The sequence below is a fragment of the Mesorhizobium sp. M1217 genome (assembly GCF_040318275.1).
In the GTDB taxonomy this organism is placed as follows: Bacteria; Pseudomonadota; Alphaproteobacteria; order Rhizobiales; family Rhizobiaceae; genus Mesorhizobium.
The window spans coordinates 402,190-425,016 of sequence record NZ_JAMYMA010000004.1; the positions used below are offsets into that span (position 1 = coordinate 402,190).

The 22,827-nt window shown below is 62.7% G+C and carries 23 protein-coding genes and 1 pseudogene; 16 read left to right on the forward strand and 8 right to left on the reverse strand.

The window, feature by feature from the left end; genetic code table 11:
- Nucleotides 1-105: 105 nt before the first annotated feature.
- The 8 genes and pseudogenes from fabD to NKH37_RS09465 all read left to right on the forward strand — a co-directional run bounded on the left by fabD (nucleotide 106) and on the right by NKH37_RS09465 (nucleotide 7,418).
- On the forward strand, nucleotides 106-1,071 hold the full coding sequence (gene fabD, locus NKH37_RS09430) for an ACP S-malonyltransferase (RefSeq protein ID WP_352814843.1): 966 nt from the start codon (nucleotides 106-108) through the stop codon (nucleotides 1,069-1,071).
- Nucleotides 1,072-1,131: 60 nt separating this feature from the next.
- On the forward strand, nucleotides 1,132-1,869 hold the full coding sequence (gene fabG / locus NKH37_RS09435) for a 3-oxoacyl-[acyl-carrier-protein] reductase (protein WP_023719826.1): 738 nt from the start codon (nucleotides 1,132-1,134) through the stop codon (nucleotides 1,867-1,869).
- Between the two features lie 187 nt (nucleotides 1,870-2,056).
- Complete coding sequence (locus NKH37_RS09440) at nucleotides 2,057-2,293, forward strand: acyl carrier protein (protein WP_006203723.1); 237 nt, start codon at nucleotides 2,057-2,059, stop codon at nucleotides 2,291-2,293.
- Nucleotides 2,294-2,327: 34 nt separating this feature from the next.
- Complete coding sequence (gene fabF, locus NKH37_RS09445; protein ID WP_023719825.1) at nucleotides 2,328-3,590, forward strand: beta-ketoacyl-ACP synthase II; 1,263 nt, start codon at nucleotides 2,328-2,330, stop codon at nucleotides 3,588-3,590.
- A gap of 93 nt (nucleotides 3,591-3,683) precedes the next feature.
- Nucleotides 3,684-4,904, forward strand: coding sequence for an endolytic transglycosylase MltG (mltG, locus tag NKH37_RS09450; protein WP_353005230.1), 1,221 nt, complete (start codon nucleotides 3,684-3,686; stop codon nucleotides 4,902-4,904).
- 137 nt (nucleotides 4,905-5,041) lie between these two features.
- The gene (locus tag NKH37_RS09455; RefSeq protein ID WP_023719823.1) at nucleotides 5,042-5,932 is read left to right on the forward strand and encodes a YicC/YloC family endoribonuclease; all 891 of its coding nucleotides are present in this window, start codon (nucleotides 5,042-5,044) and stop codon (nucleotides 5,930-5,932) included.
- A gap of 33 nt (nucleotides 5,933-5,965) precedes the next feature.
- Nucleotides 5,966-6,622, forward strand: a complete 657-nt coding sequence (gmk, locus tag NKH37_RS09460) for a guanylate kinase (protein WP_023719822.1) — start codon at nucleotides 5,966-5,968, stop codon at nucleotides 6,620-6,622.
- Between the two features lie 175 nt (nucleotides 6,623-6,797).
- Nucleotides 6,798-7,418, forward strand: a pseudogene (locus NKH37_RS09465) (glutathione S-transferase family protein).
- Here NKH37_RS09465 and NKH37_RS09470 read toward each other — a convergent pair.
- From NKH37_RS09470 to lptF, 7 genes are all read right to left on the reverse strand, one after another.
- Nucleotides 7,388-7,885, reverse strand: coding sequence for a GFA family protein (locus NKH37_RS09470; protein ID WP_353000626.1), 498 nt, complete (start codon nucleotides 7,883-7,885; stop codon nucleotides 7,388-7,390). The pseudogene NKH37_RS09465 and the gene NKH37_RS09470 sit on opposite strands and share 31 nt — an antisense overlap.
- Nucleotides 7,886-8,282: 397 nt before the next feature.
- Nucleotides 8,283-9,122, reverse strand: coding sequence for a 16S rRNA (adenine(1518)-N(6)/adenine(1519)-N(6))-dimethyltransferase RsmA (gene rsmA, locus NKH37_RS09475; protein WP_023719819.1), 840 nt, complete (start codon nucleotides 9,120-9,122; stop codon nucleotides 8,283-8,285).
- A gap of 38 nt (nucleotides 9,123-9,160) precedes the next feature.
- Nucleotides 9,161-10,189, reverse strand: a complete 1,029-nt coding sequence (gene pdxA / locus NKH37_RS09480) for a 4-hydroxythreonine-4-phosphate dehydrogenase PdxA (protein WP_352494875.1) — start codon at nucleotides 10,187-10,189, stop codon at nucleotides 9,161-9,163.
- 13 nt (nucleotides 10,190-10,202) lie between these two features.
- Nucleotides 10,203-11,129 carry a peptidylprolyl isomerase gene (locus tag NKH37_RS09485; RefSeq protein ID WP_023719817.1) on the reverse strand — a complete coding sequence of 309 codons (927 nt, stop codon included), beginning with the start codon at nucleotides 11,127-11,129 and terminating at the stop codon, nucleotides 10,203-10,205.
- 119 nt (nucleotides 11,130-11,248) lie between these two features.
- The gene (locus tag NKH37_RS09490) at nucleotides 11,249-13,666 is read right to left on the reverse strand and encodes an LPS-assembly protein LptD (protein WP_352494876.1); all 2,418 of its coding nucleotides are present in this window, start codon (nucleotides 13,664-13,666) and stop codon (nucleotides 11,249-11,251) included.
- Nucleotides 13,666-14,751 carry an LPS export ABC transporter permease LptG gene (gene lptG, locus NKH37_RS09495; protein ID WP_023719815.1) on the reverse strand — a complete coding sequence of 362 codons (1,086 nt, stop codon included), beginning with the start codon at nucleotides 14,749-14,751 and terminating at the stop codon, nucleotides 13,666-13,668. Before lptG ends, NKH37_RS09490 begins: the two co-directional genes overlap by 1 nt.
- Nucleotides 14,748-15,950, reverse strand: a complete 1,203-nt coding sequence (lptF, locus tag NKH37_RS09500; protein ID WP_352494877.1) for an LPS export ABC transporter permease LptF — start codon at nucleotides 15,948-15,950, stop codon at nucleotides 14,748-14,750. The genes lptG and lptF overlap by 4 nt, the downstream gene beginning before the upstream one ends.
- Nucleotides 15,951-16,299: 349 nt before the next feature.
- Here lptF and NKH37_RS09505 point away from each other — a divergent pair, with 349 nt between their 5' ends.
- From NKH37_RS09505 to NKH37_RS09525, 5 genes are all read left to right on the forward strand, one after another.
- Nucleotides 16,300-17,463 (forward strand): flavin-containing monooxygenase, encoded by a 1,164-nt coding sequence (locus NKH37_RS09505; RefSeq protein WP_353005232.1) that lies wholly within the window; start codon nucleotides 16,300-16,302, stop codon nucleotides 17,461-17,463.
- Nucleotides 17,464-17,536: 73 nt separating this feature from the next.
- Nucleotides 17,537-17,920, forward strand: a complete 384-nt coding sequence (locus NKH37_RS09510; RefSeq protein WP_352494878.1) for a VOC family protein — start codon at nucleotides 17,537-17,539, stop codon at nucleotides 17,918-17,920.
- Nucleotides 17,921-18,007: 87 nt separating this feature from the next.
- A complete protein-coding gene (locus NKH37_RS09515; protein WP_023719811.1) occupies nucleotides 18,008-19,504 on the forward strand; it encodes a leucyl aminopeptidase in 1,497 nt (498 codons plus the stop codon).
- Nucleotides 19,505-19,534: 30 nt separating this feature from the next.
- On the forward strand, nucleotides 19,535-19,984 hold the full coding sequence (locus NKH37_RS09520) for a DNA polymerase III subunit chi (RefSeq protein WP_023719810.1): 450 nt from the start codon (nucleotides 19,535-19,537) through the stop codon (nucleotides 19,982-19,984).
- Between the two features lie 18 nt (nucleotides 19,985-20,002).
- Nucleotides 20,003-20,905: an aminoglycoside phosphotransferase family protein gene (locus tag NKH37_RS09525; protein WP_353005234.1), complete on the forward strand. Its 903-nt coding sequence runs from the start codon at nucleotides 20,003-20,005 to the stop codon at nucleotides 20,903-20,905.
- Nucleotides 20,906-20,956: 51 nt separating this feature from the next.
- On the opposite strand, the gene NKH37_RS09530 is transcribed toward NKH37_RS09525, so the two are convergent.
- The gene (locus tag NKH37_RS09530; protein ID WP_352481796.1) at nucleotides 20,957-21,133 is read right to left on the reverse strand and encodes a hypothetical protein; all 177 of its coding nucleotides are present in this window, start codon (nucleotides 21,131-21,133) and stop codon (nucleotides 20,957-20,959) included.
- A 140-nt stretch (nucleotides 21,134-21,273) separates the two neighbouring features.
- Here NKH37_RS09530 and NKH37_RS09535 point away from each other — a divergent pair, with 140 nt between their 5' ends.
- The 3 genes from NKH37_RS09535 to rlmJ all read left to right on the forward strand — a co-directional run.
- On the forward strand, nucleotides 21,274-21,933 hold the full coding sequence (locus tag NKH37_RS09535; protein WP_352481795.1) for a TetR/AcrR family transcriptional regulator: 660 nt from the start codon (nucleotides 21,274-21,276) through the stop codon (nucleotides 21,931-21,933).
- A 24-nt stretch (nucleotides 21,934-21,957) separates the two neighbouring features.
- Nucleotides 21,958-22,569, forward strand: coding sequence for a hypothetical protein (locus tag NKH37_RS09540; RefSeq protein ID WP_023719807.1), 612 nt, complete (start codon nucleotides 21,958-21,960; stop codon nucleotides 22,567-22,569).
- Nucleotides 22,566-22,827 (forward strand): 23S rRNA (adenine(2030)-N(6))-methyltransferase RlmJ (rlmJ, locus tag NKH37_RS09545; protein WP_353040950.1); only part of this gene is annotated, 262 nt, incomplete at its 3' end. The genes NKH37_RS09540 and rlmJ, both read left to right, overlap by 4 nt.

Genomic DNA, 22,827 nt, shown 5'->3' on the forward strand with positions numbered 1-22,827 from the left:
CTGCCGAAACAGGCACTCGGCCGACGTTGCGCGGTCAAGGTTGGACTTGACTTGGCCGCACGCCTTGCGTCACAGGCAACGAGAACCAGCAGCTGGGAGCCGCCGATGGCCATCGCATTCACCTTTCCGGGGCAGGGCAGCCAGGCTGTCGGCATGGGCAAGGACCTTGCCGATACCTTTGTTGAATCGCGGCGGATCTTCGAGGAAGTCGATGATGCGCTCGGCGAAAATCTATCGAAGCTTATCTGGGAAGGCCCGGAAGAGACGCTGACGCTGACCGCCAATGCCCAGCCGGCGCTGATGGCGGTGTCGCTTGCCGCAATCCGGGCGTTGGAGGCGCGCGGCTTCTCCCTGAAAGGCAAGGTCACCTATGTCGCCGGCCACTCGCTTGGCGAATATTCGGCACTTGCGGCCGCCGGTTTCGTTTCGGTCGCCGACGCCGCCCGACTGTTGCGCATCCGGGGTAACGCCATGCAGGCGGCGGTACCGGCCGGCGAGGGCGCCATGGCGGCGATCATCGGGCTGGAACAAGCCGACGTCGAAGCCGCCTGCGCAGAGGCTGCCCAAGGCGCGGCCAAAGATCCCGCGCAAGCCTTGGTTTGCCAGATCGCCAATGATAATGGCGGCGGCCAGCTGGTAATCTCCGGCGCCAGGTCGGCGGTCGAACTGGCGGCGAAGCTATGCACGGAGAAGGGCGCCAAGCGGGCGCTCATGCTGCAGGTTTCGGCGCCCTTCCATTCGGCATTGATGAAGCCGGCGGCCGAGATCATGCGGGAGGCACTGGCCGCCGTGACGAAGAGTGCACCGGCCGTGCCGCTGGTCTCCAATGTTACGGTGACCCCGACGAGCGATCCCGACGAGATCGCCCGCCGCCTCGTCGAACAGGTGATCGGGCGCGTGCGCTGGCGCGAAACGGTGGAGTGGTTCGGCGCGAATGGCGTTGCGACGCTATATGAAGTAGGCGCCGGCAAGGTTCTGTCGGGGCTGGCGCGGCGCATTAACCGCGATATTGCCACCAGTGCAATCGGATCCGCGGCGGATGTCGAGGCGGCGCTGGCGGCGCTTGCATAATCAACTGGCGATTTGACCCCGCTCCGTGCGAAGGGTGTTCGCTCAGATCAGGAGACAAAAATGTTCGAATTGACCGGCCGCAAGGCGCTCGTCACCGGCGCATCGGGGGGCATCGGCGAGGCGATCGCCCGCGTGCTGCATGGCCAGGGCGCCATCGTCGGCCTGCACGGCACGCGTATCGAGAAACTGGAGGCGCTGGCCGCCGAACTGGGCGACCGGGTCAAGCTGTTTCCGGCCAATCTTTCCAATCGCGACGAGGTCAAGGCGCTTGGCCAGAAGGCGGAGGCCGATCTCGAAGGCGTCGACATCCTCGTCAACAATGCCGGCATCACGAAGGACGGGTTGTTCGTACGCATGGCTGATGCCGACTGGGATAGCGTGATCGAGGTCAACTTGACCGCCGTGTTCCGGCTGACCCGCGAGCTTACCCATCCGATGATGCGGCGCCGCCATGGCCGCATCATCAACATCACTTCAGTGGTCGGCGTCACCGGCAATCCCGGCCAGGCCAATTATTGCGCCTCCAAAGCCGGAATGATCGGCTTTTCCAAATCGCTGGCGCAGGAGATCGCCACCCGCAATATAACCGTCAACTGCGTCGCCCCGGGCTTCATCGAATCGGCGATGACCGACAAGCTCAACGACAAGCAGAAAGAGGCGATCATGGCGGCGATCCCGACGCGGCGCATGGGCACGGGCGCCGAAGTCGCCTCTGCCGTCGCCTACCTCGCTTCCAATGAGGCGGCCTACGTCACCGGCCAGACCGTTCATGTCAATGGCGGCATGGCAATGATCTAACACTTGGGAAAACGCTTCATTCCGTCTTGGATGCACGGGATTTTTCGTGTAATGCCGCCCGCAACCCGGCGGTTCGGGCAAAAACCGGTCCTGTTCCGCTGCGTTTCCGGCAGGACCATCTTTCAGCTTGATTAGCGGCATTCTGCCCGCTAACGAAGACAGACAACCAAAAGACGAGGATGCCCAAATGAGTGACACCGCAGAGCGCGTCAAGAAGATTGTCATCGAGCACCTTGGCGTCGATGCCGACAAGGTGACGGAGCAGGCGAGCTTCATCGATGATCTGGGCGCGGACAGCCTCGACACGGTCGAACTTGTCATGGCGTTCGAAGAAGAGTTCGGCGTCGAAATCCCCGACGATGCGGCCGAGACCATCCTGACTGTTGGCGATGCGGTGAAATACATCGACAAGGCCTCGGCCTGACGCTATTTGCAGTCATCACCGGGGAGGACCTGCGATGAGGCGTGTCGTCGTCACGGGCCTTGGGCTGCTTTCGCCGTTCGGCATGGGCTTCGAGCACAGCTGGAATGAGCTTCTGACCGGCCGCAGTGCAGCCAAGCGCATCACCGAATTCGAGGTGGAAGACCTTGCCTGCAAGGTCGCCCACGTCATTCCGCGCGGTGACGGCTCCAATGCCACTTTCAATCCTGAAGCCGTTCTCGAGCCGAAGGAACTGCGCAAGATCGGCGACTTCATCCTGTACGGGATCGCGGCCGCCGACGAGGCGCTCAAGGATTCCGGCTGGCAGCCGAAGACGCATGAGGAACAGTGCGCCACCGGCGTGCTGATCGGTTCCGGCATCGGCGGCATCGAAGGCATCGCCGAGAATGCGATGATCCTCAAGGAACGCGGTCCGCGCCGCATCAGCCCGTTCTTCATCCCCGGCCAAATCATCAACCTCGTGTCCGGCCAGGTCTCGATCCGGCATGGGCTGAAAGGCCCCAACCATGCCGTCGTCACCGCTTGCTCGACCGGTGCGCACGCCATCGGCGATGCCGCCCGGCTGATCATATGGGGCGATGCCGACGTTATGGTCGCAGGCGGCGCCGAAGCGCCGGTGACGAGGCTTTCGATCGCTGGGTTCGCGGCTTGCCGCGCGCTCTCCACCGACCGCAACGACGCGCCGCAAACGGCCTCGCGCCCCTATGATCGCGATCGCGACGGTTTCGTCATGGGCGAGGGCGCCGGTGTTGTCGTGCTCGAGGAACTCGAACACGCCAAGGCCCGCGGCGCCAAGATCTATGCCGAGGTCACCGGCTACGGCCTGACCGGTGACGCCTATCACATCACCGCGCCAGCCGAGGACGGCGACGGCGCTTTCCGTTGCATGACGGCGGCGCTGAACCGGGCGAAGCTGACGCCCGCCGATGTCGACTACATCAACGCCCACGGCACCTCGACCATGGCCGATACGATCGAACTCGGCGCCGTCGAGCGGCTGGTCGGCAACGCCGCCTCGAAGATATCGATGTCGTCGACGAAATCGTCGATTGGCCACCTGCTGGGCGCGGCTGGTGCTGCCGAGGCGATCTTTTCGATCCTCGCCATTCGCGACAACATCGCGCCGCCGACCATCAATCTCGACAATCCGGAGCGCGAAACGGCGATTGACCTTGTGCCGCACAAGCCGCGAGCCCGGCAGATCGACGTGGCGCTGTCCAACTCCTTCGGCTTCGGTGGCACCAACGCCTCGCTCGTCTTCCAGCGCTACAATGGCTGACCGCTCCGCCGGTTTGCGTCTGCCGTCAATTTTGCCATATTCGCCCCTACTCTGCCCGAGGGGATTCGTCGCAAGATCAATTGGTAGGGCGCTATGAACACAAATCCGGCCGATAACGGGGAATTCGAGCAACGGGCAGCAACCCCCGGCCCGATCGTGCCGAAGACGGCCAGCGAGGCGTTGCGGCCCGAGGCCGGCACGCCGCCGCCGAAGCGCTCGCGTGCCTCGCGCAGCCAGTTCGTCGTGTTCATGAACTTCGTCATCTCTTCGGTGATGCTGATGGTTCTGGCGGCAGGCGTTGCGCTGTATTTCGGCAAGCAGGAATTCAACGAGCCGGGCCCGTCGGCCAATGGCGACACTTTCCTGGTCAAGCCGAATAGCGGCGTCCAGGAGATCGCCGACCAGCTTGAGCGGCGAGGGCTGATCAGCGACGCCCGCATCTTCCGCCTTGGCGTACGCGCCTTCGGCAATGATTCCGCCCTGAAGGCTGGCGAATACGAGATCAAGCCGCAGGCTTCGATGCACGATATCATGGAACTGCTGAAGAGCGGCAAGTCGGTGATGTATTCGCTGACCATCCCCGAGGGGCTGACGGTCGAGCAGGCACTGCAACGGATCGCTGAGCAGGACGCACTGGCCGGCGATATGCCGTCGACCACTCCACCCGAGGGCAGCCTCGCCACCGACACGCTGCGCTTCACCCGCGGCGCAACACGCCAGCAGATGGTCGACAAGCTTCTGGCCGACCAGAAAAGACTGGTCGACGAAGTCTGGCAGCGCCGAGCGCCGGATCTGCCGATCGCCAACATTGAGGATTTTGTCACCCTGGCCTCGATCGTCGAGAAGGAGACAGGTAAGGGCGATGAACGCTCGCGGGTAGCGGCCGTTTTCCTCAACCGGCTGGCCAAGGGTATGCGGCTGCAGTCGGACCCGACCATCATCTACGGCCTGTTCGGCGGCAAGGGCAAACCCATCGACCGCCCGATCTATCAGTCGGACATCCAGAAGCCGACGCCCTACAACACCTATCTGATCAACGGCTTGCCGCCGACGCCGATCGCCAATCCCGGCCGTGCGGCGCTGGAGGCAGTCGCCAATCCGTCGAAGACCAGCGATCTTTACTTCGTCGCCGACGGCAGCGGCGGCCACGTCTTTGCCGCGACGCTCGATGAGCATAACGAGAATGTCGCTCGCTACCGGGCACTGCTGAAAAAGCAGGCGCAGGACGCCGCCAAGGCCGGGGCAACCAATACCGGAGCCGACACGCCGGCGGGAGCCATCGTTGACGATGCGGGGGCTACCGCCGCCCAGTAGGGCCAGACGCCATCAGGTCGGCCCTGTGCATGTCCGGGTGGATGTGCAAGGGCTGCTATGGCATTGAAATTCACATGATCCTGTCCGGAGCAATCGTTCCGGCTTGAGGGGCATTCGGCAAGGGGACGCACGGCAACATGAACTTGCAGAGTATGACCGGTTTTGCGCGCAGTGTCGCCGAACACGAAGGCACTTCGATTGCCTGGGAAGCCAAGTCCGTCAACGGCAAGAGCGTCGAGGTCAGGCTGCGGCTGCCGCAAGGTTTCGACCGGCTGGAGCCGGCAGTCAGGCAGACGGTGCAAAAGCGTTTTGGGCGCGGTAATTTCCAGATGACGCTGACCATTGGCCGCGCCGCCGGCGCGCAAGCGCAACCCGTGGTCAACGAGGCTTTCCTGAAGGATCTGGCGGGGTTGGCCAAGCGGCTGCAGGAGCAGTTCGGAGTAGCGCCTGCGGCGGCCGACGGACTGCTTGCGCTGCGCGGCGTGCTCGACATTCCCGAAGCCATCGAAACCGAAGAGGCGCGCAGTGCGCTCGATACCGCGATATTGTCGGCGCTGGAAGCAGCACTGGACGGGCTGCAGCAGGCGCGCCAAGGCGAAGGTGCGGCGCTTCGTTCCCTGCTGTCCGGCCATATCGATGCCATCGAGGCGCTGACACTGCGGGCCGAGGCCGATCCATCACGCGAGCCGGCCACGATCCGCGAAAGGCTTGCAGAGCAGATCCGGCTGCTGATGGACGCATCAGCCAATCTGGATGCCAGCCGGCTGCATATGGAAGCGGCGTTCCTGGCCACCAAGGCCGACATACGCGAGGAGATCGACCGGCTGAAGACGCACGTGGCGTCGGGCCGGGCGCTGCTCGCCGGCGGTGGCGCCGTCGGCCGCAAGCTCGATTTCCTGGCGCAGGAATTCAACCGCGAATCGAATACGCTGTGTTCCAAGTCGAATGCTGCCGCGGTCACCGCCATCGGACTGGAACTGAAGGCGGTCGTCGACCAGTTTCGCGAACAGGTCCAGAATCTGGAATGATCCCGATGCCAAGCCACATGACTGCCAAGCCCCATGACCACTAGGGATGTGGGTTCCCGCATTCGGCGCCGCGGGCTGATGCTGGTGTTGTCGTCGCCCTCAGGCGCCGGCAAGTCGACGATCGCGCGCAACCTGCTGGAGAGCGATTCCAGCCTGGAATTGTCGGTCTCGGTCACCACGCGGCCACGCCGCGGCAGCGAGATCGAGGGTGTCCATTACCACTTCCGCACGATGCGCGAGTTCGAGCGGCTGCGCGATTCCGATGCGCTGCTCGAATGGGCGGAGGTGCACGGCAATTGCTACGCGACGCCGCGCGAGCCGGCCGAACAGGCGCTGGCAGAAGGCCGCGACATGCTGTTCGACATCGATTGGCAAGGCGCTCAGCAGCTCAAGGAGAAGATGCGCGCCGACATCGTCTCGATCTTCATCCTGCCGCCGTCGATGAAGGAATTGAAGGCGCGGCTGAAGCGTCGCGCCGAGGACCAGGAAGCGGTAATCGAGACGCGGCTCAAGAACGCCCGTAATGAGATCGAGCACTGGAAGGAATATGATTTCGTCATCGTCAACGACGATCTTGACCGCGCTTTCGCCGAGGTGCGCGGCATCGTCACGGCCGAACGGCTCAGACGCGATCGCCGGCCGGGCTTGTTCGATTTCGTCTCGGGGCTGCTCGATGAGAAGACGGATTGAGCACCTTTATCGTAAGCGTCCGGCCTGCGGCGTCTTTCGGGACGGTGGCGATCACACGAAGATAGTGTCCACTTGTCGGGATAATTGACATTTGCCGATGTTGGTTGACGAGAGAGACGCCCTCGTACCAGCGATCAACGTCGGCATAAAACGCGATAGAGAGTTGGCATGCCGATTGAATTATGGGGCTTTTGACACACCGAATGGCCGAAAGATCAGCGTCGCGCTCGAGGAGATGGGGCTGCCCTACACGGTGAAGGTGGTCGACATCACGAAGGGCGAACAGCATGCCTCTGGGTTTCTGCGTATTAGCCCCAACAATCGCATCCCCGCCATCGTCGATCCCGCCGGACCGGACGGTAGACCGATCAGCGTGTTCGAGTCGGGTGCCATCCTAATTTACCTAGGCCAGAAGACCGGCCACTTTTGGCCGTCCAGACTCAGCGCGCAAGTCCCTGTGTTGGAATGGCTGATGTGGCAGGTGGGTGGTTTCGGTCCGATGCCGGGCTAGGTGCACCACTTTCTTGGCGTGACCGACGACCAGGACCGCCGCTACGGACTGGCACGCTATAGCGCAGAGACCCGACGCCTGTACGGAGTCGCCGATCGGAGGCTGGCGGAGGTCGAGTATTTCTCGGGCGAGCTGTCGATCGCCGATTTTGCTATTCTCGGCTGGGCATGGCGGCACGAGCGGCATCAAGTCGATCTTGCCGAATTTCCGAATGTTGAGCGCTGGTATGGGACTATGATGGCACGGCCGGGGGTTCAACGCGGCTTTGCGGTATCGCTCTCCTGATGGAACGACACGAAGCTCGACGCTTCCGTGAATTCGCTCCTGTCTTCGACAATATTTTCGTCATATTGCGGCAGGTCGTCTGTAATGGTGAACCAAGGTGCCTTGGAGCCGACGAAAATGTGCGCGCTTGGGCGAATGTTTGGGTCGTCGACGAGGGTCCCCATAGCGATGTGGGCGAACGCGCCGTCACGACCAACCGCAAAAAGGAACGACCCGCATAGCTTGCATCGCTCGTCATGCCAGCTATTGCCGTCGACGATCTGGATTTTGTCCTCCCCACTCGTGATGCGCAATTTGACACGCTCTATGCCTGCGAGTGGCTTGAACGCTGCGCCGGTTGCGCGACGGCAGATCGAGCAATGGCAATTCACGGCAAATATGAACTCGTCCGTCACCTTATAGGTGACTGCACCGCACTGGCATGATCCACCTAGCGTGCGGGTGTTGGTCGGCTCCTGCAGCGTCACGACTGGCATTCCTCTGTGCGATCGAAGTTTACCAGATAGCACACTTTTATCGGACTTCAGGCGGGTAGTCGGGGCGACGCTTTGTCTGGGCGGGTGTCAAGTGTTCAATGATCTGTACAATGTCGGTCCGTCCGATCTGCGGATAGTGCTCTCGCATCCCCGTGACCTCTTGGGGCCATTCCGATTCTCTCCAAGGAACGCTGCCGCCTCGGACAGGCGCAGATCGGTGCAGCGCGTGACCCACACAATCGCGATCCTGCTGGCATCGCCGTCACAAACATAGCGCATATAGCCCGGCAAAATCGATATTTCGCGCCAGCGTATGGTGGATATTTTCTCGCCTGCCTCGATAAGTGGGAAAAGCCGAGCGACCACTCCAAGTTCCTGCATCACAGCCTCACACCGCATTCGTCAGCCGCACGAATTCCTCGACGCTGAGCGTCTCCGCACGCCTGGTCGGATCGATGCCGGCGCGGGTGAGCAGCGCCTCGCCGCCAAGGCTTTTCACGCTCTGCCGCAGCATTTTCCGGCGCTGGCCGAACGCCGCTTCGGTGACGCGGCTGAGCCGTTTCACCTCTGCCGGCAAGGGGCTGGCGCGTGGCACCAGATGCACAACCGAGGACGTCACCTTGGGTGGCGGCGTGAACGCCTGCGGCGGCACGTCGAAGGCAATCCTCGCCTCCGTCCGCCACCCTGCCAGCACGCCGAGCCGGCCATAGGCCTCGCTGCCGGGGCTGGCTGCAATGCGTTCGGCGACCTCGCGCTGGAACATCAGCGTCATCGATGTGTAGAAAGGCGGCCACTCGGTGACGGTCAGCCAACGGATCAGCAATTCGGTGCCGATATTGTAAGGCAGGTTGGCGACGATTTTCGCCGACCCGCTGCTTCCCGGCACTCCTTTGGCAAGCGCTGCAAAATCAGTTTTCAGCGCATCGCCGGCCACGATCTCGAGCCGACCCGGATAGTGGTTCGCGATCTCGGCCAAGGCCGCCAGGCAGCGCTCGTCGCGCTCGATCGCGACGACCCGCCGGGCGCCGTTGAGGAGCAGGGCCCTAGTCAGCCCGCCCGGACCGGGACCGACCTCGATAACCGTAACGTCGCTCAGGTCGCCGGCGGTCCGCGCAATCTTGCTTGTCAGGTTAAGGTCGAGCAGAAAATTCTGGCCGAGCGCCTTTTTCGCCTGCAGCCCATGGCGCTCGATCACCTCACGCAGCGGCGGCAGCCCGTCTATGCTCATCGGGCTGGGCTCATTGGGTTAGGATCATCGGATTGGGCTCATTGGCCTGCAGTTTTTGTCCCAGTATCGGCAAGTAGGCGAGCGAGCTTCAGTGCGCCAATCAGACTGTCGGCGCGGGCGATGCCCTTGCCGGCGATGTCGAAGGCGGTGCCATGGTCGGGCGAGGTGCGGATGAAGGGCAGGCCGAGCGTGACGTTGACAGCCTCGTCAAACGCCAGCGCCTTGGCCGGGATCAGCGCCTGGTCGTGATACATGCAGAGCGCCACGTCGTAGCCGGCGCGGGCGCGAGCATGAAACAGCGTGTCGGCGGGCAATGGCCCGAAGGCGTCGATCCCTTCCTGCCTCAGCCTGTCGACCGCCGGGCGTACGATGCGCTCATCTTCGGTGCCCATCGCGCCGCCTTCGCCGGCGTGCGGGTTGAGGCCGGTAATGGCGAGCCGCGGCTTGGCAATTCCGAAGCGGTTTGCAAGGTCGGCGGCGGTGATGCGGCCGGTGGTGACGATCAGGTCGGTCGTCAGCGCCTTCGGCACCTCGGCCAGCGCGATGTGGATGGTGACCGGCACGGTGCGCAGGTCCGGTCCGGCAAGCAGCATCACCGGCGTCACCTCGGTACCGGTATGAAGCGATGCCAGATGCGCCAGATATTCGGTGTGGCCGGGAAAGCGAAAGCCGGCATCGTAGAGCGGCTTCTTGGCAATGGGGCAGGTGACGACCGCGGCAGCGCGGCCGGCCAGGCAGTCGGCGACGGCGCGGTCGATCGCCTCGACGATGCCGGCGGCGTTGGCTGGATCAGGGCGGCCGGGACTGTCGATGAAACGGGCGGCAAGCGCCACCACCGGCAGCGCGCGCGAAAACATCTCCGGCGCTAGCGCCGGCGTTGTCTCGGCCATCGCAATATCGGCGCCGAGCCTGTGCGCCCGCGCGGCAATCAGTGCCGGATCGGCAAGAAGATAGAAAGACGGAACGCCGGCGGTATCGCGGGCCTGCCAAGCGGCGATGGCGATGTCCGGCCCCACACCGGACGGATCGCCGACGCTCAGCGCCAGCGGAAGCTCTGCGTGAGGCACGGCTATCGCGACTTCAGCGCTCGATGATGCGGGCTTTCTTCCGCAACTCCTCGACATATTTCTTCGAGAGCTCGTCGGCGTTCTTGTCGCTCGAACCTTCATTCTGGAACACCATCTGCGCGACTTTGTCGTCTGACACCTCGCGCGACGAGCAGATGCCGATGAATTCGACGCCGCGGTCGGTTTCGCGCGTCGTGGTGGCGCCGCCAACCTTTGTAGCTTTTATCTGCTCGGCCCAGTCCAGCGGCAATTGCGGCGCCAGCACCCGGCCGAGATCGCGAACGGTGACATCCATCAGGCCCTTGGCGAATTCGCGCGTGGTGTTGCAGCCGTTGAAGCGGGCGCGCATGGCGTCGGCTTCGCGTTTGCGCTTGGCCAGCGTCGCGCTTCGCTCGGCGGCCGGCACCACGAAAATGACCTGCTGCAGCATGTACTCGGTGGCACTCGGTTTGCTACCGCCTTTCTCGAGCATGCGCTTGACGAGGTCCTGCTCGCTTATGGCGCCGCCGCCGTCGCTAGAACGGTGACGCGCGGTCAGCGCCTGGTTCCAGGCCATCTGCGCCCGGATAAACTCCTTGAAATGCTCCTTGGAGACGCCGGATTGCGCCATGGCGCCGTCAAGCTGCTTGAGCGGCATCTTGTTGCTCGTGGCGAAACGCTGATAAGCGGCATCGACCTGCGCGTCGCTGATGCGGATGCCGAGCCGCCTGGCTTCGGCCATGCGCAGCGTCTGGTCGATCATTTCCTGGCCGGCATCGCCCTTTTTGTGCTGCAGGCGCAGGAAAGCCGCGCGATGCTGGATGTCGCCGGTGGTGATCGGTATATTGTTGACGACGTATTTGATCTCGCTGGCGAAAACCGGCCGCGTCACTGCGGTGATCGAGACCGCCACCAGCAGCGCGAAGCCTGCCGAAAAGAGGTATTTCCTCATCGAAAGCATCCCAATTCCATCTCGATTCGGCCCAACCTGTCCCAGTTCAGGCCGCGGAAATTCGTGCCTGCTCTATGCGGCGAAACAATGTCGTCCGCCAGCCGCCCCGTTGCCGACTGCTGCTCCCCTTATTGGATGGTGTCGATGGAGCGTTGCGACGAGCCGAAATCGCCGAGCGTGCGGAACGACAGGTTGAAGCCGACGTTCTGCGATACTTCCTTGGTGTTCAGGTCACGTCTTTCCGAAAACGTCATCAAATAGGTAAAGCACGAATCGCTATAGGCAAAGCCGACCCCGTCCTTGACCAGGATGCTCTGCTCCAGATCATACGTGCCGGTGCCAAAGACGCGCCAATTCTCAGCAAGATGCGTCGAGGCGCCGAGCGTGATCTCATGGCGATCCGTGGAGAAGCCATAGAGCGGCTGCGCCTGGATGAAGGCGTATTTGGCGCTCAGCGATACGGGCAGGCCTGAAAAGGCGGCCTTTACCTCAGCGCGGCGGACCTCGAAGCTTTGCTCGTCGAAACGGCCGCTGACCGAGCCGGAAAATCCGCTGGGGCTATTGAAGCCGACAAGGCCGACATAGTCGGAGGTTGCGGTTTCAAGACCCGAATAGGCGCCGACATTGACCAGATCCGGCGTGCCGAACGAGTTCTGGCCGCCGAGTTGGTAGGATTGGCCGAACACCGCATTGGTGCTCCAGCCATTGTCGTACGCGCCGGAATAGCGCAGCCCGACATTGGCGCGCGTGCCGCCTTCCATGCGGTCATAGCCGGAGAATTTGTCGCGCTCGAACAGCGTCGTGGCGTCGAAGACGAAGCTCTGGGCGTCCTCGTTGGGGACCGCCAGCCCGCCGACATATTGCTCGTTCGGACGCATGAACACTTGCGCCATCGGTTCGAAGACATGGCTGGAACTGGTCATCGAGAACAGTACCGGCCAGCGCATCTCAAGGCCGGCGGTCGCCATGTAGCGGGCAAGCGACGAACGCATGTCGTCGTCAACGCCGAGATTGGTCGCCATCTGGTTGACGGCGTCGAGCGAGGCCGAGGAGGCGTTGACATAGCCGGCGTCGCCGCGCAGCGCCAGCAGCGGCGTCAGCAGCAGCCCGCCATCGGTGGTGAAGGTGCGCTTCCATTCGGCCTCAGCGGTAACGCGGCCGGATTGACCGTCGATGCCGCGGACGTTGTTGACGGACGAAGGGATGCCCGAATCTGCAAGAGCCGTATCGAGCCTGTCGCGGTCTATGATCCGCGCGTTGACGTCGAACGACAGCTGCCCGCCGGCCACCGGCATGTCGGGGATATAGGCGTAGTCGAGCGAGGGCAGCACCCAGGGCTGCTTGGCGGCGCGGGCGGTCGGATCGCTAGCGAGGGTGTCTTCTTGAACGTCGAAGTGCATGGCGCGCACATCGAAATAATTGCGATCGTTGAGCCCCGTCAGGTACACCTCGGAGCGGTGTACGCTATCGTTGAAGCCATCGATATCGTAGGTGCGCGAGAAACTCTTGTCGCTCTGCAGCAGGATGTCCCAGCCGAAGTCCCAGCGCGGGTTGATGGCGAACTGGCCTTGGGTGCCCATCATGCCGCGGAACCTGTTCGGATCGCCCTCGGTACCCGAACTGACGTTGTGGCCATTGTCGTCGATGAAGGCATCGGGATTCTCTTGACGGATGCCCGCAATCTTCAGGCTGTACTGACCGTTGTTGAAGCGCTGCCTCCACTCGGCCTCACCGAGGAAACCCTGTCTGGTATAGCCGCTGCCGGTGACAGTTAGATCGTAGGTCGGCGAGAGCGCGAAATAATAGGGAACTCTAACACCGACGCCGAGATCGCTCTTGTAGGCGACGCCGGGGATCAGGAAGCCGCTCTTGCGCTTGACCGTCGGGTCGGCGATCTCGAAAGCCGGCAGATAGGCCAGTGGAAAGCCGAAGAACTCGAAATTCGAATTCTCGAAGCGAACCGTCTTCTTCTCGCCGTTCCAGATGATCTTCCTGGCCTTGATACGCCAGGTCGGCGCTTTGTCGGGCTTGTCCTCGCACGGCTCGCAGGCGGTGTAGACGCCATTGTGGAACGTCGTCAGCACGCCGCCCATGCGCTCCGCGCTTTCGGCGGCGAAATACGCCTTGTCGACGGTCTCGACACGCAGCGCGTTGACGAAGCCGTCGGCGAAATCGTCGGTGATGTCGGCATGCTGCGAATAGATTTTGGTGCCGTCGCTGTTGACGAGCTCGACATTGCCGCTGGCGACGAGGCGTTTGGTGTTGCGGTTGTATTCGACCCGCTGGGCGACGAGACGGTTGCCGCCATAGTCGATCTGGACGCCGCCGACGGCCGTCACAGTCTGCTTGTCGTTGTCGTAGACCAGCGTATCGGCTGCCAGCAGCATCTGCGTGCCGCTCGGAACCTTCGTTGCCAGCTCACTGACGTCCTGGGCGAAAACCGGAGCAACCGGGGCAGCGCCGGCAAGCAGGCATGCCAAGGCGCTCGCCGCAGAGAGGCGTGCCAAACCGGCGTGCCTATGGCTGCGCAAAACCGCCTCCCTCACTAGCCGTCTTCCTTGTATAGCAGGAATGTCACCCCGAAGAACATAGCCACGACAACCGGGACCCAAGCCGCTACGGCAGTGGGTACGAATCCCGCTACGCCGAATGCCTTGACCAGCACCGAAACGACATAAAGCAGAAAGCCGGCCACGATGCCACCCAGAATCATCGTCGCCGACTGCCCCATCCTCGCAAATCGCATTGATACCGTTGCCGCAATCAGCGTCATCGCGACGAGCAGGAAGGGCAGCGCAATCAGGGAATCGAACTGCATGGCGAAGGCATTTGCCTTGAGGCCGAAGGAGCGGGCCACCTCGATCTTGCCGGGCAGATCGTAGAAGGGGATGGTCTCAGGGCGCGCCAACCGCTCTTGCACGAATTCCGGCTTGAGATCGGTCGGCAGCCGATCGCTGGGTAACGACTGGATGGTGCCGTCCCGGAACACCTTGACGTCCCGCAATTCCCAGTAGCCGTCCCGCAAAAAGGCGTGCGCGGCATCCTTGCGCTCGATGATGTCGCCTTGCGGGCTGAAACTGAAGAAGACCGCGTCGGCCATCTCCAGGCCTTGATTGAGAATGGCGCGCGCGCCGATGATGGTATCGCCGGAGCTGGTTTTCTGCCTGATCCAGGGCGCGGCGTCGGCCGAGACGGTGTTCGACTTGCCCGAACGGAGCTGGGTCTCGATCTGCTCGGACCAGGAATAGGCGTGCGCGGCTATCGGATTGATGACGCCAACCGACAAGGCCCCAAACAGCAGCGCCCCGATGCAGCACGGCAGCAGGAACTGCCATGCGGAAACCCCGGCGGAACGGGCGATGACCAATTCATATTTGCGGTTGAGCGACACCAGGGTCGCCATCGCCGAGAACAGGCCGACGAACGGCACCGTCTGCAGCATGATCATCGGCATCCGGAGCCCCGAAATGGCGAACGCAGTTGCGTAGGTGAAGCCCGGCACGCCGGTCGTGCGGCCGGAAAGCTCGGTGAAATCGATCAGGAACACCAGCGCCAAAAGGCCGATGAAGAACCAGATGGTGATCGTCACATAGCGAAAGAAGAAGTACCGACCCAGAGTCCAGCCCATCAGCCGGCTCCCTGTCCGGATGCGCCACGCCGGGCAAAGCGGAGCTTGACGGCGCTCCAGCCGTCATTGAAGCGGCCGGCAAGATTGGTTATCCAATCGGCCCAAGCAACCGGCAGTTCCATCGTCCGGTTGGAAACGATGAACCAGATAGCGATCGCCGATGCCACGATCGGGACGCCGTAGACCATATAGGCATATTGCGGCACCTTGTCGGCCTTGCCGGCGGCAAAGAACCCGAGCCAGCGCACGAACAGCGCGATCGCGATTGCCGTGATCAGCGGGTGCACGCGCGCCTCGCGATGCGAGCGCGCATCTCCGGCGACCGCAAGCGCGATCAGCGCAAAGACGAGCGAATAGGACCACTCGGAAAAACGCTGGTTGAGCTCGGCCAGGTACCTGTTCGGCTTTTGCTGGTACATCTTGTCGTTCGGACTGGGATTGAGCAGGTACTGGGTCGTCCGGTCCTTCGGCAAAAGCAGAATGTCAGATGACGCCGACAAGAAAGCGGACAAGTCGAAGGCGTAGGAGGTGAACCGGATTACCGAGAGGTCGCCGGTCATGGTTTTGCGATGGATGACGCCGTCATTCATCATCAGCACCTTCTCGTCGCCGCGTTCGATGATGCTGCCGGTCTTGGCATAATAGATGAGATTGACGCCTTCTTCGCGCGAGTCGGCGACGAAGATGCCGCCGAGGCGATTGTCGGGAAGCCGTTCGCCAACCTGCAGGAACAGGCCATCATCGATCTTGCGGAAGGTGCCTTCCTGGATGATCAACGACAACAGGTCGGCACGCGACGAAGCAATCAACTCGCGGTTCTTCTGGCGTGCGTAAGGGTCGACGCCATTGTCGACAGCAAACGAAAAAACGCTGGCTGCGAGTGCCAGAAGCATGATCGGCCTGACGATGGTCCAGCGTGAAGCGCCGGCGGCATTGATGACGGCCAGCTCCGAATCCGAATTCATCACGCTGAGGATCTGCGCGACCGCGACGACTAGGGCGAACGGCACGACGATCGGAACGATCGACGGGACGATCAGCGCTGCGACTTCGAAGAAGGTGAGGGCCGACTGACCGCTATCGGTGACGAGGTCGATGCGGGCGAGCACCTGAGTCGTCCAGACGATCGCCAGCGTCCAAACGAGCGCCAGCGCGAATACCGCGAAAGCACGGCGCATGATGTAACGTTCAACGACCTTCATGAAGGCTTTTCTCGGCGGTTTCGAACGGCATCATGCCTTGGAATAAGGTAGTCGTCCGGCGCCGGCTGCACAACTGGCTCAGTTTGGCGGTTCGATCTGGGTTCCGTATCGCAAATTCCGCTGGGCCGGAGTGTCGGCGGCAATGGATAAGAAAGGGCGAACATTGTTGGTTAACAACAGGTTGCGGCGGGAAGCGGGGCCGTGCCGCGACGAATCGTGGATGGTTCAATGTCGCATATGGGAGCGATTTCGGCCAAAGTCTTGTCAAATGCGGCAAAACGACCAAATGTCGCGCCGATCGCCGCCGCGGCGGCGTGATAAGACGGGTCAGGATCTGTTGAGCCCCAGCATGGAAGCGGAAAAATTGCGCAGTCAAACCGGTTGGGAAGCGGTCTTTGATGGCGCGATTGTGATCGGCGCCGGCGCGGCCGGCCTTGCCGCCGCCCACGCCCTGATGAAGGCCGGCGTACCGACGCTCGTCCTGGAAAAGGAGAGCCGGCTTGCCGAGCCCTGGCATCGGCGGCACCAACGTCTGCACCTCAACACGCATCGCGATCTCTCGACGCTGCCCGGCATCGGCTATCCCGCAGGCACCCCGGCCTTCCCGCACAGAACCGCCGTCATTCGCCATCTGAACGATTTCAGCCAAGTGCACCGGCTGCCTGTCACATTCGGCGTTGCCGTCGAAGAGATCACGTTCGATGGCGATCACTGGACCGTACAGACCAATTCCGGATCCCGTCCGGCGCGCCATGTCGTCGTCGCCACCGGGCGCGACCGGCAGCCGTTTATTCCCGCATGGAAAGGCATGAAGGATTTTGCCGGCCGGATCGTCCATTCGGCAGATTTTGGCGAGGCGAAAGACTATGCCGGCAAAAAGGTGCTGGTGGTCGGTGCCGGCAATTCGGGTTTCGACGTCCTCAATCATCTTGCGGATGCAGACGCCGAAAGCATCTGGCTGTCGGCCCGCAATGGTCCGTCATTGCTGCCGAAACGCATCTGCAAGATCGCCGTCCACAGGCTTTCGCCTTTCATGGCGCGCTTGCCGGTACGGATTGCCGATGCGGTGATGGCGACAACCCAGCGCCTGGTTTTCGGCGACCTGACGAAATTCGGGCTTCCGCCGGCCTCCATAGGAGGTGCGAGCCGTCTGAGCGCCGACTACACTGCGATTGCAGCCGATGACGGCGCGGTTCGCGCCATCAAGGCAGGCATGATCGTGGTGGTGCCGCCATTGCGAGAATTTACTCGCGACGGCATCATATTGAACGACGGCAGGTTTATCACGCCCGATATCGTCATCTCAGCGACCGGCTACCGGACCGGGCTGGAGCAGATGGTCGGCAAGCTCGGCGTTCTCGACGGCAAGGGCGTTCCGCTTTTCAACGGCGGCGAAGCCGACCCGCGATTGCCCGGTCTGTGGTTTACCGGCATGCGGCCGAGCATTCGCGGTTGTTTCGCCAATGCCCGCATTCAGGCTAGGGCGATAGCGGCGCGGATCAAGCGGCGATAATGAGCAGGACTATGCCGACTGTTCCGCCCGCAATAGACACGCCTTGTTGGAACGTGCTCGAACCGAAAGGTCAATGATCATGACGCCAGTCAGCATTCGCTACATTGTCGATGATGTCGCCGCCTCGATCGACTTCTATTGCGGACATCTGGGCTTCGCCGTCCAACAGGACGCGCGACCGGCTTTTGCCTCCGTCACGCGCGGCGCGTTACGGCTCCTTCTAAGCGGACCCGGCAGTTCGGGTGCTCGGGCGATGCCCGACGGCCGGCAGCCGGTGCCGGGAGGCTGGAACCGCATCCTGCTGGTGGTGCCGGACCTGAAAGAAGAGGTTGCGCGTCTCAAGAGTGCTGGACTTGTCTTTCGCAACGATATCATAACGGGCGTCGGCGGTTCCCAGACCCTGCTCGAAGACCCATCCGGCAATGTCATCGAGCTGTTTCAACCCGCCGCTCACTGACGCAATAACACGGCATCTTAGATCCGATCTGCCCAATCGAACGCCTCTCCCCGATAATCCAACGCATTTCCCCGAAAGCAGGACATGATGAATTCGAGACCCTCGATCGCCTTCGCCAAATTCGCCGCGCCCAAAAAGGGCAGCGTTTTCGTTCTGGCGGCCGACGAGGGCGGCCTCGGTGATGCGGTCAGGGCCTGCGATCCGGCAAAGACCCTCGAGCGGGCCTTTCCCGTCGCCGACTTCACCGGCAAATTCGCCAGCCAGGTCGAAGTGCTGGCACCGGAAGGGACGTCGCTCGAGCGGCTGGTGGCGGTCGGCGCCGGCAAGGGCTCCAATCTCGATGACTACGCCTGGCTGAAACTCGGCGGCACGATTGCCGCATCCTTTCGCAAGGCAACCGAAGTGGCCGTCGTGCTCGATCTTCCCGGCGCCGCCGTCAGCGGCAGGCAAGCCGTTCAGCTTGCCGCGGGCATCCTGCTGCGCAGCTATTCCTTCGACAAGTACAAGACCAAAAAGGACAATGGTGACGGCAAGCGTGAGCCAAAAAAGCCGGTAAAGGTGACCATTCACACGGCCGATCCGGCGGCCGCAAAGAAGGCCTTTGCCGATGAAGCGGCGGTGATCGACGGCGTCTTGCTGGCGCGCGATTTGGTCAATGAACCGGCCAATGTGTTGGGACCGGTGGAATTCGCCGCCCGCATCGCCCAACTGGAGGCGCTCGGCGTCACGGTCGAGATCCTGGCCGAGAAGGAGATGAAGAAGCTCGGCATGGGTTCGCTGCTGGGCGTAGCGCAGGGCTCGCCGCGTGGCGCCCGCATCGCCGTCATGCGGTGGGACGGCGGCAAGGCCAAGGAAAGCCCGGTCGCCTTCGTCGGCAAGGGAGTCACCTTCGACACCGGCGGCAATTCGATCAAGCCGGCCTCCGGTATGGAGGACATGAAGGGCGACATGGGCGGCGCTGCTGCCGTCACCGGGCTGATGCACGCGCTGGCCGCGCGCAAGGCGAAGGTCAATGTCGTGGGCATTGTCGGGCTGGTCGAAAACGCCGTCGACGGCCACGCTCAACGACCGGGCGACATCGTCACCTCGATGTCTGGCCAGACCATCGAAGTGCTCAACACCGACGCCGAGGGCCGCCTCGTGCTGGCCGATGCGCTGTGGTACTGCAACGACCGCTTCCAGCCGAAATTCATGATCAATCTGGCGACGCTGACCGGCGCCATCATGGTCGCGCTCGGCCAGCATTATGCTGGCCTGTTCTCTAATAATGACGAGCTAGCGGACCGGCTGACGGCGGCCGGTCAGGCGACGCAGGAGCGGTTGTGGCGCATGCCGCTCGGCGCCGAATACGACAAGCTGATCGAGTCCAAGAATGCCGACATGAAGAATATTGGCGGCCGTTATGGCGGCGCCATCATCGCCGCGCAGTTCCTGCAGCGCTTCGTCAAGGACACGCCCTGGGCGCATCTCGACATTGCCGGCACCGCGATGGGCTCGCCCTCCAACGAGATCAACCAGTCATGGGCTTCCGGATTCGGCGTCAGATTGCTCGACCGATTGGTGCGCGATCATTACGAGCAATGAGCGGCGCGCCAAATGATTTAGACTGAAGTCATGGCCGAAATCCTGTTCTATCACCTGACCGAATCGACCCTGGAGGACGCGCTGCCCGGCCTCCTGGAGCGCAGCATCGATCGCGGCTGGCGCGCCGTGGTGCAGACCGGCACCGAGGAACGGCGCGACGCGCTGGACCAGCATCTGTGGACTTTCCGGGACGATTCGTTCCTGGCCCATGCAACGGACCGCGAAGCCCATCCCGCCGAGCAGCCGGTGCTTCTGACCGTCGGACCTGACAATCCGAACCAGGCGCAGATACGCTTCCTGGTCGATGGCGCGGTGCCGCCGGAGCTTGGCGGCTACCAGCGCGCCGTGTTCCTGTTCGACGGCCACGATGCAGCCCAGCTAGAGGCGGCACGCACGCACTGGAAGACAATGAAGGAGGCCGGCCACACCGTGACCTACTGGCAGCAAACACCGGACCGGCGCTGGGAACGCAAGGCTTAGAAGACCTGAGCAAGCCCGATGCCGCCTGATGATCAAACACGAAGCATATCGATAGATGCCGCACTTGTTCGCCGCTTGATTGCCGCGCAGTTCCCTGAATGGGCGGACCTGCCGGTAGAGCCGGTCGAGCCTGGCGGCTGGGACAACCGCACCTTCCGGCTGGGCGATCGAATGTCGGTGCGGCTGCCCAGCGCTGCCGCCTATGTTGCCCAGGTCGAGAAGGAGCATCGCTGGCTGCCTCGCCTCGCGCCTCACTTGCCTCTGCCGATACCGGTGCCACTGGCCAGAGGCGCGCCCGGTGAAGGCTATCCATGGCCTTGGTCCGTCTATCGCTGGCTTCGCGGCCGGCCGGCGGCTGGTGGGCTGATTGCCGATCTCAATGAATTCGCTCGTTCGCTGGCCGGCTTTCTGGTTGCGCTCTACCGGATCGACGCCGCTGGCGGACCACCGGCAGGTCAGCATAATTTCCACCGCGGTGGCCAGCTTTCAGTCTACGACGCCCAGACCCGAGCCGCGCTTTCGGCGCTCGGCGGCCGCATCGACAAGGCAACCGCCGAGGCGGTGTGGGCGACCGCGCTCGGCTCGCGATGGCAAGGGCCGCCGGTCTGGGTCCATGGCGACGTTGCCTCAGGCAATCTGCTCGTCGAAGATGGCAAGCTCTGCGCGGTCGTCGATTTCGGCAGTTCGGCTATCGGCGATCCTGCCTGTGACCTGGTGATCGCATGGACGGAATTTTACGGCGAGAGCCGCCAGGCGTTCCGCGACGCCATTTCCCTTGACGAGCACAGCTGGGCGCGCGCTCGGGGCTGGGCGCTCTGGAAGGCGCTGATCGTCGCTTCGGGACATGACGGCAACCAGCGCGAGGCGGAAAAATCGTGGCGGGTTATCAATGAGGTGCTGGCGGATCACACAAACAGTTAGAGCGGGATGGAGAATTCAGTTTGAACGCATCCCGCTCCAAAAACGAAAGCATTACTGCCCGCCCGTCTCCCTCCTGAACGTGTCGAAATCGACCTGCATGCCGTTGAAGATAGAGCTCCAAGCGCCCATGGTCGACTGGATGTCCTTGATGGTTGCGTCATAGTCGTCGGCACGGGCCGGTGCGGAGGCCAGCGTCAGGGTCAGCGCGTGGACCGTGGAGGCGAGCAAGGATGCATGATGAAGCGAAGAGGGCGTGGATGAAAACGATATGGAAGCTGTTCATGGCGTTCTCCTCTGGTTTTTGTTGGCCTTACGATGTAAGGTAATGTCGAAAATTAACCTTACAGCGTAAGTTGTCAAGCGGCACCATGGACATATCAGTCAAAAAAAAGCGAACGCGCGGCCGGCTGTCTCGCGAGATGATCGAGGATGCGGCTTTCGAGGTAATCGAGAGGGAGGGGCTTTCCGGCTTTTCGATGCGCAAGCTGGCGGCAGAACTCGGCTGCGAAGCGATGAGCATCTACCATCATTTCCCCTCCCAGGCGCATCTTTACGAGGCACTGGTCGATCGACAGATCAGCTCGATCAAGATTCCTGACGACGGCATGCCTTGGCGCCAGCGGATCCACGTCGCCGTGAAGGAATACCGCCGGGTCGCCACCGAACATCCCGCCTTTGCGCCGTTCATTGTGGTCTACCGCATGAATTCGCCGGCATGTCTCGCCAAGCTGAACCACGTGATCGGCCTGTTCGAAGCCGGCGGTTTCGGTTTGGAACTCAGCGCCCGGTTGTTCCGAGCCACGAGCTACTATCTGATGGGCGCGATCCTTGACGAGACGGCCGGCTACGCCAAGGGGCCTTCGGCGGTCACCACGGTGAGCGATGAAGCGCTAGCGCGGGATTTCCCCGGCGTCATGGCTGCCGGGGCATATTTCGGCACAGCCGGTTTTGACAAGACCTTCGATATAGGCCTCGACATGTTGCTGGACGAGATGGAGCGTATCCGCGACGGTGCCAATGCGAGGTAGTTGCATCAACGGGGCATTGTCCGCATGCGCTTTTTGTTTCTTCTGATCCTGCTCATCGGTACCGGCATCGGCGTCGTCTATCCCTGGGCGATGACCAATTTCTCCGGCCGTGAGATCGGCACCTGGCGGGTTTACGACCAGGGCCGGTTCAAGCCGGTGACGGTGGCCCTGAGCGCACGCGACGGGCCGCTACGCGTGCTGGTCGATCTTACTGCAAGAGCCGAGCGCATCGTCTCGCAGCAGCGCACCGTGCTGACCCTGACCGCCGCCACCGGCGGCAGGACGGTGCTCGCCTCGACGCTGCAGTTCAATCACTCCGACAATCCGCGCCAGGTCAGCCCACAGCTGCCGGACAGGATCTTTCGCGACGAGGCCGGCCTGATCCCGAGCGTTACCCCCGGTTCCTACATCTTCACCGTCGGTCCGGGCGACGCCGAGGGCATTCCGATGCGGGCCGTCGACCTCGTCCTGCGCTCGGCTGCCGGCGAGGTCGACCGCCGGGCGCGGCCGGTCGGTTTTTCCCTGATGGCGGCCGGCCTGGCCGGGCTGGCGCTGGCATTCCGTTTCGGCGGCCGCCGGCCGGAAAATCCGAACTCGCAGCCGCCACCGCCGCGCTGGGGCAGGGGCTCCAATTGAACTATCGCCACGCCTACCATGCCGGGAACTTCGCCGACGTCGTCAAGCATGCCGTGCTCAGCCGGCTGATCGAATATCTGAAGCAGAAGGACAAGGCGTTTCGGGTCATCGACACCCATGCCGGCATCGGCCGCTACGATCTGTCCTCAACCGAAGCGCAAAAGACGGGCGAATGGCAGGGCCGCATAGGGCCGGTGGACGATTGCCCCCACGCCCGCCCCCGCGGCGCCCTAGTGGCGGGGGAGTTTTACACAAAGT

Coding starts and splice junctions, on each gene's coding strand:
- fabG (WP_023719826.1), top strand. CDS start 1,132: ATGTTCGAATTGACCGGCCGCAAGGCGCTCGTCACCGGCGCATCGGGG.
- NKH37_RS09485 (WP_023719817.1), bottom strand. CDS start 11,129: ATGCTTTCGATGAGGAAATACCTCTTTTCGGCAGGCTTCGCGCTGCTG.
- NKH37_RS09520 (WP_023719810.1), top strand. CDS start 19,535: ATGGCCGAAATCCTGTTCTATCACCTGACCGAATCGACCCTGGAGGAC.
- NKH37_RS09510 (WP_352494878.1), top strand. CDS start 17,537: ATGATCATGACGCCAGTCAGCATTCGCTACATTGTCGATGATGTCGCC.
- NKH37_RS09540 (WP_023719807.1), top strand. CDS start 21,958: ATGCGCTTTTTGTTTCTTCTGATCCTGCTCATCGGTACCGGCATCGGC.
- NKH37_RS09440 (WP_006203723.1), top strand. CDS start 2,057: ATGAGTGACACCGCAGAGCGCGTCAAGAAGATTGTCATCGAGCACCTT.
- fabF (WP_023719825.1), top strand. CDS start 2,328: ATGAGGCGTGTCGTCGTCACGGGCCTTGGGCTGCTTTCGCCGTTCGGC.
- fabD (WP_352814843.1), top strand. CDS start 106: ATGGCCATCGCATTCACCTTTCCGGGGCAGGGCAGCCAGGCTGTCGGC.
- lptF (WP_352494877.1), bottom strand. CDS start 15,950: ATGAAGGTCGTTGAACGTTACATCATGCGCCGTGCTTTCGCGGTATTC.
- mltG (WP_353005230.1), top strand. CDS start 3,684: ATGAACACAAATCCGGCCGATAACGGGGAATTCGAGCAACGGGCAGCA.
- NKH37_RS09525 (WP_353005234.1), top strand. CDS start 20,003: ATGCCGCCTGATGATCAAACACGAAGCATATCGATAGATGCCGCACTT.
- rsmA (WP_023719819.1), bottom strand. CDS start 9,122: ATGAGCATAGACGGGCTGCCGCCGCTGCGTGAGGTGATCGAGCGCCAT.
- NKH37_RS09515 (WP_023719811.1), top strand. CDS start 18,008: ATGAATTCGAGACCCTCGATCGCCTTCGCCAAATTCGCCGCGCCCAAA.
- NKH37_RS09455 (WP_023719823.1), top strand. CDS start 5,042: ATGAACTTGCAGAGTATGACCGGTTTTGCGCGCAGTGTCGCCGAACAC.
- gmk (WP_023719822.1), top strand. CDS start 5,966: ATGACCACTAGGGATGTGGGTTCCCGCATTCGGCGCCGCGGGCTGATG.
- NKH37_RS09535 (WP_352481795.1), top strand. CDS start 21,274: ATGGACATATCAGTCAAAAAAAAGCGAACGCGCGGCCGGCTGTCTCGC.
- NKH37_RS09505 (WP_353005232.1), top strand. CDS start 16,300: ATGGAAGCGGAAAAATTGCGCAGTCAAACCGGTTGGGAAGCGGTCTTT.